Below are 14,446 nucleotides of genomic sequence, written 5' to 3' on the forward strand. Positions count from 1 at the left end.
CGGGAACGGAGGGCGGCGCAGAGGAGCTGGCGGTCGCGGGATCGAGGCGAATCATAATTTGGAGAGTAAAGTGCCGGTGCGCTTTTCGCCATGATTTTCGTGCCAAAACGCACAGCCTGTCGGATCAGCACAACGACTGATAGTGTTGCATTATCAATCTCTTCACGAGTTCGTCCCTGCTAAGCCATTTGGCCAACAAGTAAGTCTCGACAGGGCACCTTTTTGCGCAGCCGGACGAAACTCCGTTCGGAAATGTGCCGGCTCGCGGCGTAGGAGCCTGCTCAGGTTCAGATGTCATGAAGGCATCTAACGCCCGATCTGCCGCGCAACTTCGGTCCCATATTCATTGCCGACGGGGTATCTGAGGGCGACGTTTTTTGCGGGTTTTTCCTGGTCGGCTTTGGAGGTGATGCTGGCGCCGATTGTCACAGGCTACTTCACTATCTGTTCCTTGACCGATGAGATCTTTTGCGCTGCGGCGCTCCCGTCTTTGCTGTGGGTCACCTTCTGACCCAAGCCCCAACGTACACACGCGGGAGTGTCCTACAAGCCATCGGTTTCGACAGATCGGATGGATTGGGCAGGCGAGCCCAAAAGCTGCGAGCTTAGAGCGGTTATAAATCGTAGTTGTAGCTGTGTAACAAACTGTGTAACAAAAAGCGCGAAAAGACTAGTATTTTCAGTATCATAGAGGTGAAAGGGAATCCCTCCCTCTCCGCCATAAATTTCCCGTAACAGACTGATTCGCAACGATTTTTCTGGATAGCGGCTCTCTTTTGGTACATTCTTGGTACAAAGAGGCTTCCGCACAAGCCCCCATGGATCGACGGCATAAGAACCTCGATCTTATCGTCTCGGCCGCCGCCACGATGGAGGAGGAGATAGAGAACATGTTCGGCTGCCTCCACCGCTTCGAGGAGAAACCAAGAAGCAGGTGAACGAAGTCTGCCGTGGTGATGCCAGGATGAAGATCAAGATTGATGCTGCGGGAAAGATTTAAGAGCCCCGCTTTGACAATCGTGACCGGCTTCCTTCGTCCTTCAATTCACTCCGCGTCAGGATTGTCGACAAGGCAGCCTGCACCATGGCATCCTTGGTAGTTGCCATGCACATCAAAGTTTGGCTCTCCCTGCCTGTCAAATTGCGGTCGGGTATCGATTGCCTGGTCCGGATTGTCGACTTTGCATCCGATGCCATGACAACCATTGTAGCTGCTATCGGAGCGGTAGTTACTCGTCGTGTGCCGTCGATTGTGATGATCGTCCGCCATCCCCTCGATCAGAGCGCCGAGAATAGCTCCGCCAACCACCGCGCCGACGTCATGACCGCGATGGTCATACATGCGGGCATTGGGATCAAAGCTGTCGCCACGTCCATGGTGGTAGCCGCCGACATCGGCGAAAATTCCGGAGCAGCCTTGCGCGACCCAAATATATTTGCTGCGTGGATTGTAGCCCCAGGTCCGGTTCAAAATACAAGGACTTCCGGAAGTCTGATGAATGAGTTGCGGCTTGCTCAGCGGGCCCGCCCAGCATTCGCCATACTGATAGTGCCTCGATTGGCATTCGACGGTCGATTGTGCGCGGGCATCAGAGATCATCCACGATGAGCCGAGCGCGAGCAAAGCAATGAACAGGTAACGTAGCATGCGAACCCTCCGGAGTGGTCAACGATCGGTTGCGTCGGTATCATCGAAAATGGAATTTCTTCCGCCAGGTGTCAGTCGTTGATCGCGGTGATCTTGATGGTGTTGCCGTCTCCGACGCCGGAGAACCAGACCTCGCCATCACCGATTGAGACGCCTTGCCAATTGGCGAACAGCGTCGGATAGGTCTGCTTGAGGACGGTCTGTTTGACCTTGGCGGTAACGATCTTGTCGTAATCCGTCACGAAATGCGCGGCGTCGTTTATCTTGATCGCCTTGCCGCCGATCCGGGCGCGGAAGGGATAATCGATCATCGACGCGACGGTCTGCTTGTCACCGGCACTGACAGCCTTCTGCAGCTTGTCGAAGAACTGCTGATAGGTTGTGTGACTGCCGAACAGCGCGTCAAGGGTCTGGTTTGTTTCAGCGGCGGTCTGCGCTGCCGCTGGACCCGCAACGGCGGTACTCAATAGCGCGGCGGAAACCAGCATGAATAGAGAGTGCCTCATCATAGGTCCTTTCACTCGGTGCGTTCAATTGCCAACCCATCAGCCTGGATTTGTCCTTCGGACGTTCGCGCCCTGACTGATGCCGACGGCGAACGGGAAGACGAACGGCATGCCGTCACTGACGTGAACTGACATATAGACGCGTCCATTGAATTTTTTTATTTAAGTACACGCAAAAGGTGTAAAAAAGAATACCTAAACGTCGATTATGACGGACAGAGATGACGGTTAAGGTATCCAAAACCTTATTCGCGAGTGCTATCGATACGAGCAGCGACGCCTATGTCTTAAATTCTCCCTCTATGACGCAATATGGATAGAAGTAGAAATCTGCCGTCACCTGTGCCACCGGCGTGGGTATGGTCCAACGGCATCCGACAGCAAGCGTTGGCCTGTGCCTGTTCGCTTCACTTCACGATGACCTTTGCTCCCTTCGGCACCAGACTGTAGAGTTCGATCACATCCTCGTTGAGCATGCGAATGCACCCTGAGGACGCTTCAGTTCCTATGGTCCAGGGCTCTGAGGTGCCGTGGATACGATAAAGCGTATCCACGCCGTTCTTGTACAGATAGAGAGCTCGCGCGCCGAGCGGATTGTGCGTGCCGGGCCTGATCATGCGCGGCAGGTCGGGCGACTGGTTACGCATGTCGTCAGTCGGATGCCATGCGGGCCACTCCGCTTTGCGCCCTACGCTGGCAATGCCCGACCAACTGTAACCGCTAGCCCCGACGGCGATACCATAGCGCCGCGCCGTCCCATTGAGGCGGTATAGATAGAGGAACCTCTGCCGTGTATCGATCAACACCGTACCGGCAGGCAAGCGTTCCGGGGGCGTCACATCGACAGGCAGAAAGCGTTGGTCAAACTTGCTGCGATCGACGATGAAGACCTCATGCGGCTCCCTCGCGTAAGCGGCTTTCACGCGAACTAACTCTGTAGCCGTATTCGGGCTACCTTTTCCATCCGCCAGGCAACCGACAAGGAGCGCCGCCAGCGCCAATACAAAGCCCGACCGCACGAACTGGCGGATGCATTCCGGTCTTTCGTCTCTGCTCGAAACCGACCCGTTAATCGAACGGCCAAATGCTAGCGATCCAACTGGAGGAATGCGCACAGGCCGCTTACTCTTGGCTAGCTTCATCTACTGGCGAATCTTTTTCCTGGGCCCGCAACTGGTCGATGTGGATCGGCCGCTTCAGAGTTCGCTTTACTCGGTGAGTGTCATCCGCGACCGATTTCCCCGTCGGCGAAACACCCTGCAGATAGTGCTTCTGCCACTTCATCTCCTTGGTAAGCTCGTCGTTCATCTGCAGCCCGGCCGAAAACCGTCGACGTTCGCTATTCCAAACCTTATGTTCTTTATGGAACTCAGGATCGTCCTCCATCGGACGAATGACCGGCTGCACCTGCTCGATAGCGACACTTGGCATCATGGTGATGAAACAGAAAGGCTCGCCCTTGGCAAAAGTGACAGACCCAGGGCGGGTGAAGCGCCAATTCATGGTGAAACTGAACGGCAGCCAGTTGGTTTCCACCAAGCCGTCCAGGGGCGCGATTCCGTCCTTCATCCGGTTGGGGGAGCCGCGAGCCCACACCATCCAGCCCGGCTCGGTGCGAAACACGTAACCCGGATGAAACGTTACTATGCCGTGCCCGAAGGTCGAGCTGATGAATCGGTGCGTGACGTTCGGTTCGTTTACATGGAAGGCGATGTCTTTTGTGGTGTTGTATCCGTTCCAAGTAACAGTCACATTTATGGGGTTCAACAATTCCCATCCGCTGGCATTGGCGATTGAAAGCGGCGTGCAGCGGTAGGCGAAATGCTGGTCGGTCGCATCCATCCAATCTCGCGTCCCCTCCGCGGCGACAAGCTCAGGCGGGTTCGGAGCCTGGATCATACAGTCAAGACGCGGGCCGGTCATACTCTCCGCTATCCTCAAACGATTCGATTCTAAGTTGCTGATCATGCCGCCAAACCGTAGCGGCATGACCAGGACAGAAGGGGGTACTATGGGCCTGCCGGTCCGGTAGGTCCCTCCGGTCCCACAGGCCCCTCCGGTCCGGCAGGTCCAGCAGGTCCGGCAGGCCCAGTGGGTCCCTCCGCGCCGGGCGCGCCGGGAGGTCCAGACGCGCCGGCATCGCCGGGCGCTCCAGGTAGCCCATCCTTTCCGGGCTGTCCGACAGGCCCAGCAGGTCCGCCAGGTCCCTCCGCGCCGGGCGCGCCGGGAGGTCCAGACGCGCCGGTATCGCCGGGCGCTCCAGGTGTCCCGTCCGATCCGGGCAGTCCGACAGGCCCAGCGGGTCCAGCAGCCCCCCCCGCGCCGGGCACTCCAGGCGTACCTGCCTCGCCGGGTGCGCCAGGCGCCCCCGGCTGTCCCCAAACATTGGTGGAAGGCGTCGGCAAGTTGCCAACGTCTTTTACGATGTGCGATGGAAGGAAGTCGCCACGATCACGCTGAATCAAGGAACGACCTGGCTTGTCGGCATAATAATCGTTCTGACCGTCCGTGACCGCGCACTCGAAATTCTGGTCCGGATCCTTGCAGAAAACTGTCTTCGGGGCGCTTCGATCGCCATTGGTGCCGAAGTGGAATCTCAAACCGGCCATCGCAGAAAAATCGCCGCTTGAGGAGACGTCGCTGTTCGTCAGATCGAAGCTGAAATCACTGTAGATAGAAGTCGCTATCCCGCTTCCGAACTCGGTCAGGTACTCGGCGCCGCCGACAAGTTGCGTTCTACCACCAAAGGCGTCGCGATGACGCAGGCCGCCATTAACCTTGAAGTTATCCGTAGGATAGTACCCGACCCTGCCTTCGGCGAACGGGCTGACGTCCTCTTCAAGTGAGTTCCATTCTATACCGGCAAGTCCCTCAAGCGTGGCCCGGCCCAGATAGTACTGGCCTTCAACGCCGAGCTTGCCTTCGACATAGCCGTTTTCAAGAACTCCACCATCATCGTAACCACCTCCGCCATGAAGGTAGCTTCCATACAGACCCAGCGCCCCAACTTTCGGATCACGGCGGAATAGATGCGCGGCGGCACCTGTGAAGTTACTGTTTGGCGTCACGCCACCAATCGCATCGACCTGGAAGCCGTATTTTTCACCGAGCGGGAGCGCCACGGAACCGTCGGTAAAGGCATACGGGTCGTGACCATTGGTTCCCGCGCCGAATCCGACACGCACGTTGGGCGCAGCAACGGCACGAGTGTCGGATTGCGGACTTGACAGGTACATGCGCCTCTCAACCGAGGATAGCGCAGCCATCTCGCGACTCTGGGCCACCGAACCCCTCAGGGTGGCCAGTTCTCCTTTAACCTGGGCAGTCTCGGCGTAGGCGGCCTCAAGTTTGCGCGCCATCTGCTTCTGATTTCGCTGCAGGTCCAAAATCATCTGATAGAGTTGTTCGTTGCTTGGCGCCCCCGCTAGCGCGGGGGTAATCCCGACATAGATGGATGCGAACGTTAGAATAGAACAACTGGCAAATAAAACTCTCTTATGCTGCCGCATCCCGCACCCCTTCTGCGCACCGCCGCCCTCGTTATCTACCTCGCCACGCGCACGACACATTTCTGTTCGATTGCGCATAGAATGCGAACTATCTAACGAATGCGGATTTATCCAATCCTTTCCTTGAAGTAATTAATCTCGTGATTCCTCACAATCGCAGTAACTGTCATATCATTACACTTACTGTCAGTCGTTTGAGGATGCTCCTCGAATTCCTCCCTGTCCTCTCCCAAATTGATGAGATCGGCAATCTTCTCTCTGGACAGGGTCCGCACGATCATTCTAATCGGTGAAGGCGAAGCCTGACCCTCGAATTGCGTGCAAGGGGAGAAGCATGTCGGATTTCTTGGCTCTTCGACGCAGCCGGCTCACGATGGTGTCCAGGTGGGCATAGTTGAAGTCATAGATGTCTGCGCCCATGGCTTCGACGAGCGCGCGGCGATCGACGGTCTTGCCGCGCTCACTGAACAAGCGTTCCAAAAAGTGCCGTTCCGAGGTGGTCAAGCGAAGGCGATGGCCCATGCCGTCGGTAAGCACCCAGCAGCCTTCCTCCAGGGTCCATCGTGGGGCCGGAGACGAAGGGGCGCGGCGCCTGTTGAGACGTTCATTGAGCGTCATCACCGTGGCAGCAAGCTCCCGAACATCAATGGGTTTGACGAGGTAAGCGTCAGCGCCCGCTTCAAGACCATTGAGCCGGTCGTCGATGGAACTCCGGGCCGTCGCCATGACGATCCCGACCGATTGCAAGGCCCGCAAATGGGAAGCTATGGAAAGGCCGTCTTCGCCCTCCAGGCCAATGTCGAGAATGACGATTTCAGCCGGCTTGGCGGCGCAGGCTCGGTAGAGGGCGGCAGCGTTGTGGAATCCATGTACGTTCAGGCCCAATCTGGATAGTCCGAAGACCATCTCCTCGCGGAAATCCCTGTCGTCATCAACAAGATAAACAAGGGGGGCGATCACGAGATCGCCCGCTTGTAGCCTTCTCCGACCATCTACGGACCCCATGCAGCAATCTGATAGCATTCGATTTCATTTATTCGCCGCATTGTCTATATTGTTTGTGTGTCTTGTGCCGCAAACGTTATGGGCGCTTCCGCTGAAACCGACGGACGGCCTCAAGGCTCCGGTTTCACTCAGCGGTCACCTCGCAATCTTTCATGATCCCACCGGCGCGCTCACGATCAACGATATCGTTTCCAAGCGCTCCAACATCCAGTTCGAACCCATCCCTTCGATGCTCACGCGGGGCTACCAAAAGGGCGCAATCTGGGCCCGGTTCTCCCTGTCTGCCTCAACGGCTCCAAGGCAATGGCTGCTGCAGGTAGAACGGCCCTTGATCGAACACATCACGCTGTATGTCTCTGACGGGGCGGGAGGTTATTCGGTCTTGCCCCCTGGCCAACTCAACCTAGGGGATGGAGCAGACGCCGACGCATATCCGGCCGTCTTCCCGATCTCCGTGCCGTCCACTCGAACCGATTATTACATCCGACTCCAATCGTCGACCTCGATCACCACTTCGCTGAATCTTTGGCAGATTCAAGGCTATGAAGAGTACCGCCGATTCGACGATTGGATCATGGGCATGGTGGCTGGCGCTATTTTCGTCATGGTCTTCACCAATTTTCTGTATGCCGTATGGCTCAGGGATTCTTTATATCTTCTATACATCGCAGTTATCATAGAGTCTGGGCTGATAAGTCTCTTCCACATGGGATATGCATCCGAAGTTCTGAGGTCCCTAGAGCCGAAAAACATACACCTAATTTGGGGTATTATCGTTTGCTTATACAGTATAGTCATGATGTTATTTTTGTCTAGACTATTTGAGTTTCACCGTCATTTTATCTGGGCGTGGCGCGTCTCCCAGGGTGTTGTACTGCTCAATGGCATCGCCTTGGCTTTTGCGATTGCGGGACACTACGGCGACGTCGGGTTTTTCGTATCGCGACTGCAGCAGCTGTCTCTCATCTTCATTTCGCTGCTAGTGCTCTATCTGCTCATTGTGCGGCGACGGTATCAATACCTACTGTCGGCGATTGCATTTTTGGGCGTAATCTCTGTCCTGCTGGTGATGCAGGTGATGTATACTGGGGCCAACCCGTTCCAGCTGGACGGCTCTTTGTCCAGATTCTTGGCCGGCGGGACCGTGATTCACCTGGCGTTGCTCAGCGCAGCCGTCGCGAAGAGAACGCGGCTTGCCGAGCGCAGCTTGAGCGAGGAGAAGGATCGCGTCATCGCAGTGTCGCGGTTGGCCGAGCAGGAGCTGATTGTCAAGGTGCGCGAAAGGACCGCAGAGCTTGGGGAAAGAAACGCCTCGCTCAAGGTGGAAGTGGATCGACGTCACCAGCTTGAACTCAAGCTCAGGCAGGCTCTGGACACCGCCAACGATGCTCTGGCTCAGCAGCGGGACTTTGTGGCCTTGGTATCTCATGAGTTTCGCGGCCCCTTGGCCGTCATCTCTGCCGCCGCCGACAATCTGTCATCTTCTGCAGGTGAAAGCGCCGACAATATCAAGTTGCGCACCACAAGGATCCGCCAGACCGTCAAAAGGATGTCATCGCTGATTGAAAACGTCCTAGCCTTCGACCGGCTCAATGGTGGGCAGAAAACTCTTCCCACGATCAAGATGTTCGACCTGAATGAGGTTTTGCACGCCGCCGAAGCGGGGTTGGATGATGCTGCGGCCGGACGTGTTAGCTTCACTCACGGCGACGAAGTGATTGTGAAAGGTGACCGCAACCTGCTGGAGATTGTAATACAAAATCTGATCCAGAACGCCCTGAAATACTCATCGGTGACCAGCTCTGTGACGATCCGGCTGTCGACTGAGCAGGGCGTGGCATTTGTACACGTGGTGGATCAGGGCTCTGGCGTAGCGCCCGACGACCACGAGTTCATATTCATGAGGTACTATCGCGCCGCGGGCCAATTGGTAAACGGCTCCGGTTTAGGGCTCTACATTTCACGCGAGATCGCCCGGCAGCACGGCGGCGGTCTCATACTGGCCGCCAGCGACATCAACGGGTCGACATTCCGCCTCTCACTGCCCGTCGAGGGGAACTGGCCTGCCCCTGAAAAGTGACCCTCCCTGACGTATGGCTTTTGGGCCGAACCAGGACTGAAGAAATGGCCGGAAAGAGACACAGTTGCGGCCGCTCATTGTTTACCGTTAACCTCCGGTAAACCTTGCGGGTCTGGTAGAGAGGCGGCGGAAGAGCCGCCCGAGCCGGGACAGTCTGGCCTTCGCGGAGGCCGTAAAGCTTGGGCGAGGGGCGAGTCCATTCGGCATCTCCGCACATGGCTGTCCGCAAGCGCAGCCAGCCGCTGTGAATTTGCCAGCCGGTTTAGCCCAAATGGGGGAAGAGGCCCGGCCCAAGATCTCGTAATGGTTGGTTCGCCCAGCCAGTTAGGAGACCACTATGCGCAAAGCCTCTCTCGCCATCACAGTCGCCGGCACGGCCTTCTTCAGTCTTTCCACTGTCGCATCGGCATGCGTGTCGATGGACGGCAACTTCGTCGTAAACAACTGCAATTATCGCGTCATGGGAAATTACAAGGGCTCGGATGGCAGTTGGGGTGGCTTCGGACCCATCCGCGCGGGCGGTCGTGAGGTAACTTCCAAAAGACGCGATGCCGGCTGGGACATCAGCTATTGCAACTACGATTCATGGGCGGCAGGCACCTGTCGGCCGAAGGATCCCAGGCAGATGTAGCCGCTTTCAAGCGCGTCGCTTTGCGCGCTCGGCTCGATGCTGACGATGTGGCCGGCGTCGAAACACCGGCCACTCTGACGGCGCACGGTAAATCCGTTATTGCTCCTTCTTGAACAGATCCTGGAAGATCAGCTGGCCCCAAGTGCGGCCGCGTGCGTGCACCAGTGCGCCGCCCTCGTTGAGCTTCCCCAGCTTGACCGGTGCGAACCCGAGTTGTTTGGCCAAGGCCGCCACGGGAGCGATCGCGTCCTCGTCGTCGCTCGAAAGAAAGACGACCCGGTGGCCGCCCTCGACGATCGGATCGGCAGCCAGGGTGGCCGCAATCAGGTGATTGAAGCCTTTGACGAGCTTGGCGCCGGTGAACGCCTTTGCGACGAAGGCGGAGGACGGCAGACCGTCCAGTTCTTCGGGGACTGGAAACACGTTCGTCGCGTCGATGATCGTCTTGCCTTCCCAGCTTGACAGCGCCTTCGCGACATCTGGGTTCGATTCAAAGCGGACAGCCAAAAAGATGATGTCCGCCTTGACCGCGTCCGCCAGCGTTTTCGGGATGATCGTGGGTCCGATCGCGGCCGCGGCTGATGCAAAGCTTTCCGGGTCGCGCGTGGTTGCCACGGACACTTCGATGCCGTTGCGGGCAAACGCCTTGGCAAGAGCCTGGCCGATCTTGCCGAAGCCGATAATTGCATAGCTCATGTATATTCTCCTTCAGTTTACCAGGCCCTGCGGGCTCGGGATATCGAATGGAATGAACGGCGGGGCGTAGCGGGTCAGATTTGCGCCAAGCCCCCGTCGACGGCGACCTCGCTGGCGGTCATGAAGCTGCTGTCGGGCGACGCGAGAAACGCAGCCGCCGCCCCGATCTCCGCTGGATCGGCCATCCGCTGAAGCGGATTCATCGAGGCGAAGACCTTCAAGCCCTCCTCGCCTATCGCTGCCTTCGCGAGTTCGGTCGCCGTCGGCCCGGGCGACAGCACGTTTACCCGGATGCCGGTGCCTTTCAAGTCTTCCGCCCAGGTCCGCGCGAGGTTGCGCACGGCCGCCTTGCTCGCGCTATAGACGCTGAATGCGGGCGCGCCCGTGGTGCCGGCGCTCGATCCGGTCAGGATAATCGAACCGCCCTCGCCCATCAGCGGCAGCGCCTTCTGGACCGTGAAGATCGTACCCTTCACATTGGTGTTGAAGGTTTCGTCAATGTGCTCGGCGGTGAGCTTGCCGAGCGGAAGCAGGCTTCCCACCCCGGCGTTGGCGAAGATGATGTCGAGGGTTCCGCGCTCGGCCTTCACCGCCGCATAGAGCCGATCGAGGTCGGCCTCATCCGAGACCGAGCCCTTCACCGCGCGGGCATTGGGCCCGAGTTCGGCCACAGCGGCGTCTAGCGCGTCCTGCCGGCGGCCGAAGATGAAGACGAAGGCGCCCTCCTCGATGAAGCGCTTCGCTGCGGCGCGGCCGATGCCGGTGGCGCCACCCGTAATAACCGCAACCTTACCGTCCAGTTTTCCCATGACTCAATCCTTCCAGCTTCTGTCTTTGCTCGTTCGGGGTACGCCCCGAGGACCTCTAGATGGGCCCGTCGGGGTCAGGTGGTGAGTGCGGAAGCGCGCACATCGGTGGTGCAAAATCGATCCGCTTTCAGGGCTGACGCCCGCCGCGACGATCCGTGTCCGCCATTCGGAATTGCGCCGCCCCTGTCGACATAAGCTATGATGTCCGCCCCTACCGCTGTAGGATGTGCTAGATACGGGCTTTGGAAGGCGCACCGCGCGGTGCCGGATTGCACCATGATCGACTGGGATGACATTCGCTACTTTCTAGCCGTCGCACGCGGAGGCTCGGTGCGGGCTGCCGGCGCGCAGCTCGGGGTGAATCACTCGACCGTGCTGCGACGCATCGCACAGCTTGAGGAACGCCTCGGGGCGCAAATGTTCGAAAAGCTGCCTTCGGGCTACCGCCTGACGGCTGCGGGCGAGGAGGTCCTCGAGCTCGCGAACCAGATGGAAGCGTCGTCTCACCAGCTGGAGACGCGCGTCTTCGGGCGCGACCAGAGCGTGCGCGGGCTTCTGCGGGTGACGCTGGCACCGCCCCTCGTGACACACCTGCTCATGCCGGACTTCGCCGACTTCGCGCGTCTGCACCCGGACATCGAGATGGAAATCTTGTCGTCCGGCGAACTGGCAAATCTGACCAACCGAGAGGCCGACGTGGCGATCCGCGTCGTCTACGACCGCAAAACCCTGCCGCTCAATCTTCACGGCCTGAAGGGAGCGGAGGTGTTCGGCGGCGTCTACATGTCCCGCGATCGCCTGGCCGCGTGGCGTGCGGGCGCGCCTGATCCCATCCGGTGGATCGTCATAAGCGCTCATGGGATTCCGGAATGGGCCAGCGCGGGTGAGGTTCGCACCACGGGGGTTCCATTCAGGACCACGGACGCCGAGGCGCAGATCGTTGCCGTACGGCAAGGTCTCGGGATCACGACACTGCCGTGCTTCGTCGGAGATGCCGACCCCCTGCTGGTGAGGGTGCCAGGCACCGACCTGCACATGTACGGAACGCTCTGGCTTCTCACACAGGGGGAGACACGCAAGACGAAGCGCGTGCGGCTCTTCACGGAGTTCATATCCCGCAGGCTCGGCGCCTACGCTCCGCTTCTCACGGGACTATCTATATCGCGCGACTGACGCCCGGCGGGTCGCCTGCGACGCTTGCGGTGGACAGGCGCCGGCAAGCGGACAGCGGCACCTATTGCGGTTGCAGATGCTCAGCCATGAAGTCGATGAACGCCTCGGTCTAAACCTGATCTGTCGACTGGCCGGCCAGAGAACATTGAACTGATCGGTCTCGGCGGGGGCATAGGCGATGTAGGAATGGGCGGCGACGGAACAGAAGCTCTCGGAACGGATGCCTTCTCCGAAGATCCCTATGCTTCAGAGCGCGTGACCAGTCGCTGATCTGACCTCAGGCCGAGCCATCGGATTGATGCTCGGCAATCGCACTCAGAAAAACCTGGCCGAACTCCTTCAGCTTTGCCGCCCCAACCCCATTCACTTCAGCGAAGGCGTCGAGGTCGTGCGGGCGGCGCTCGGCCATGTCGATCAGGGTGCGATCGGAAAACACCACATAGGCCGGCACCTGACGCTCCTTGGCGAGCCGCAGTCGCAAGGTCTTCAGCGCGGCCAGCAGCCCGGTGTCCACATCCGATTGCCCGAAATCCTGCCCGGAGCGCGTCTTGCCGCGCAAGGCGCGGCTGCGCACCTCGACGCGATAATGGAACGGCATCTCGCCACGGCCAAGCGCATGGCCTTTTTCGGCGATGGCGAGGCCGCCATGACCGGCCGGATCCGGCATCAGGAACCCGCCGGCGACGAGCTGCCGGATCAGCGACAGCCAGAAATCCTTCTTGTGCGCCAGACCGCTGCCGAAACTCGTGAGCCTCTGCTGGTTCCTGGCAAGCACCTTCTCGGTTTCATGGCCGAGCAGGATGTCGATGACATGGCCGGCACCGAAGCGTTCGCCGCTCTGCGCGATGGCTGCCAGGATGATCCGCGCCTCCGCTCCGCCATCGGCGCGCGGCGCCTGATCGAGGCAGGTGTCGCAATTGCCGCAAGGCTGCGCGTCCTCGCCGAAATAGCCGAGCAGCACCTGGCGGCGGCACTGCGCCGTCTCGCAATAGCCGATCAGCATGTCGAGCCGGCCATGTGAGCGCCTCTTGTGCTCGGCCGGCGCATCTTCATCGTCGATGAACATCCGGCGCATGCGGATATCGCCAAGGCCGAACAGCATATGTGCCTCGGCGTCCCGCCCATCGCGGCCGGCGCGGCCGATCTCCTGGTAGTAGGCCTCCAGGCTGCCCGGCATGTCGGTGTGGAAGACATAGGCGACGTCAGGCTTGTCGATGCCCATGCCGAAAGCGATGGTCGCCACCATGACGACGCCGGACAGGGTCATGAAGCTGTTCTGGTTAGCGTCACGCGCCTCCTTGCTCATGCCGGCATGATAAGCGAGCGCGGTGACGCCGTTCTTCTCGAGGAAGGCCGCCATCTCCTCCGTCTTCTTGCGCGACAGGCAGTAGACGATGCCGCTGCGGCCGGGATGGCGCTCGACGAAGCGCAGCAATTGCCGCTTGCTGTCCTGCTTGGCCTCGATGGCAAGCTTGATGTTCGGCCGGTCGAAGCCCAGCACCAGGGTCTCGACGCGCTCGGCAAACAGCCGGGCTTCGATATCGGTGCGCGTGCCTTCGTCCGCCGTTGCCGTCAGCGCGATGATCGGCACGTTGGGGAAGATGCCGCGCAGCCGCGACAAATCCTCGTATTCGCGCCGGAACGCCGGCCCCCATTGCGAGATGCAATGCGCCTCGTCAACGGCGATCAGGCTGACATCGAGCTTGGCCAGCGCCTCGAGCATCCGCTCGGTCATCAGCCGCTCCGGCGCGAGATAGAGCAGGCGCGTCTGGCCCGAGGCGACGCGACGCCATGCGGCGATATTGGCATCGCGGTCGATCGAGGAATTGATCGTATCGGCAGCCACGCCGGCAAGCCGCAAGGCGGCGACCTGATCCTGCATCAGCGCCACCAACGGCGAAACGACAATGGTGAGCCCGCCCAGGACAAGTGCCGGGACCTGGTAGCAGAGCGATTTGCCCGCACCCGTCGGCATGACGGCCAGGACATGCCGCCCGGCCAGCAGCGCGTCCATGACATCGGCCTGGCCGGGGCGAAAATCATCGAAGCCGAACACGTCCTTCAGCACGCGCCGCTTGGGATCTCGCTCTTCTGTCGCGACGGCCGCCGGTGCCCGCATTACCGCGCGTCCACGGTCGGCGTGCTTATTGGCATGTCATAGCCGAACTCGGCGCAGAAACGCCGGACGCCGACGAGAAATGCCGGGGGCAGACCGCCGAGATAGGTCCTGAATTCTTCATTCCGTTCCCATTTTCTCAACGAAGCCACCCGGATCGGATTGTCCGGATCCTCGCTGAAACGAATGCGCGGTGTCAGTCCGAACGATTGCGCGATTCTGTCCTGCTGCGCATCGGGCGCGCCGATCATGTCTTCGTAGCGGACAAAAGAG

The 14,446-nt window shown here is 59.4% G+C and carries 12 protein-coding genes and 1 pseudogene; 3 read left to right on the plus strand and 10 right to left on the minus strand.

Annotation, left to right across the window (positions count from 1 at the left end):
* Positions 1–1,045: 1,045 nt before the first annotated feature.
* The 6 genes from EOC06_RS04425 to EOC06_RS04450 form a co-directional block, all read right to left on the minus strand.
* Positions 1,046–1,648, minus strand: a complete 603-nt coding sequence (locus tag EOC06_RS04425; RefSeq protein WP_127328595.1) for a DUF3011 domain-containing protein — start codon at positions 1,646–1,648, stop codon at positions 1,046–1,048.
* 71 nt (positions 1,649–1,719) lie between these two features.
* The gene (locus tag EOC06_RS04430) at positions 1,720–2,136 is read right to left on the minus strand and encodes a hypothetical protein (protein WP_245268594.1); all 417 of its coding nucleotides are present in this window, start codon (positions 2,134–2,136) and stop codon (positions 1,720–1,722) included.
* Between the two features lie 425 nt (positions 2,137–2,561).
* Complete coding sequence (locus EOC06_RS04435; protein WP_127328597.1) at positions 2,562–3,296, minus strand: L,D-transpeptidase; 735 nt, start codon at positions 3,294–3,296, stop codon at positions 2,562–2,564.
* The gene (locus EOC06_RS04440) at positions 3,277–4,122 is read right to left on the minus strand and encodes a DUF6065 family protein (RefSeq protein WP_306462323.1); all 846 of its coding nucleotides are present in this window, start codon (positions 4,120–4,122) and stop codon (positions 3,277–3,279) included. Before EOC06_RS04440 ends, EOC06_RS04435 begins: the two co-directional genes overlap by 20 nt.
* 41 nt (positions 4,123–4,163) lie before the next feature.
* Positions 4,164–5,663: a collagen-like protein gene (locus EOC06_RS41675; protein ID WP_128307178.1), complete on the minus strand. Its 1,500-nt coding sequence runs from the start codon at positions 5,661–5,663 to the stop codon at positions 4,164–4,166.
* A gap of 282 nt (positions 5,664–5,945) precedes the next feature.
* A complete protein-coding gene (locus EOC06_RS04450) occupies positions 5,946–6,623 on the minus strand; it encodes a response regulator transcription factor (protein WP_236382927.1) in 678 nt (225 codons plus the stop codon).
* Between the two features lie 43 nt (positions 6,624–6,666).
* On the opposite strand from EOC06_RS04450, the gene EOC06_RS04455 reads away from it, so the two are divergent.
* Both EOC06_RS04455 and EOC06_RS04460 read left to right on the plus strand, forming a co-directional pair.
* Positions 6,667–8,748, plus strand: coding sequence for a sensor histidine kinase (locus EOC06_RS04455; protein ID WP_128307179.1), 2,082 nt, complete (start codon positions 6,667–6,669; stop codon positions 8,746–8,748).
* Positions 8,749–9,085: 337 nt separating this feature from the next.
* Entirely contained in the window at positions 9,086–9,379 is a 294-nt protein-coding gene (locus EOC06_RS04460; RefSeq protein ID WP_164898460.1) for a hypothetical protein, read from the plus strand.
* A gap of 96 nt (positions 9,380–9,475) precedes the next feature.
* On the opposite strand, the gene EOC06_RS04465 is transcribed toward EOC06_RS04460, so the two are convergent.
* Positions 9,476–10,075, minus strand: a complete 600-nt coding sequence (locus EOC06_RS04465; RefSeq protein WP_128307180.1) for an NADPH-dependent F420 reductase — start codon at positions 10,073–10,075, stop codon at positions 9,476–9,478.
* A 74-nt stretch (positions 10,076–10,149) separates the two neighbouring features.
* On the minus strand, positions 10,150–10,884 hold the full coding sequence (locus EOC06_RS04470) for an SDR family NAD(P)-dependent oxidoreductase (RefSeq protein WP_127320812.1): 735 nt from the start codon (positions 10,882–10,884) through the stop codon (positions 10,150–10,152).
* Between the two features lie 276 nt (positions 10,885–11,160).
* On the opposite strand from EOC06_RS04470, the gene EOC06_RS04475 reads away from it, so the two are divergent.
* Positions 11,161–12,057, plus strand: coding sequence for a LysR family transcriptional regulator (locus tag EOC06_RS04475; RefSeq protein WP_128307181.1), 897 nt, complete (start codon positions 11,161–11,163; stop codon positions 12,055–12,057).
* A 277-nt stretch (positions 12,058–12,334) separates the two neighbouring features.
* Here the strand turns inward: EOC06_RS04475 and recQ are convergent, their stop codons facing one another.
* Both recQ and EOC06_RS41680 read right to left on the minus strand, forming a co-directional pair.
* Positions 12,335–14,176: a DNA helicase RecQ gene (gene recQ / locus EOC06_RS04480; protein WP_128307182.1), complete on the minus strand. Its 1,842-nt coding sequence runs from the start codon at positions 14,174–14,176 to the stop codon at positions 12,335–12,337.
* Positions 14,176–14,446 (minus strand): annotated as a pseudogene (locus EOC06_RS41680) (sulfotransferase); the annotation flags it as partial. The gene recQ and the pseudogene EOC06_RS41680, both read right to left, overlap by 1 nt.

Origin of the sequence: Mesorhizobium sp. M7A.F.Ca.MR.362.00.0.0, assembly GCF_004023175.1 — a bacterium.
In the GTDB taxonomy this organism is placed as follows: Bacteria; Pseudomonadota; Alphaproteobacteria; order Rhizobiales; family Rhizobiaceae; genus Mesorhizobium.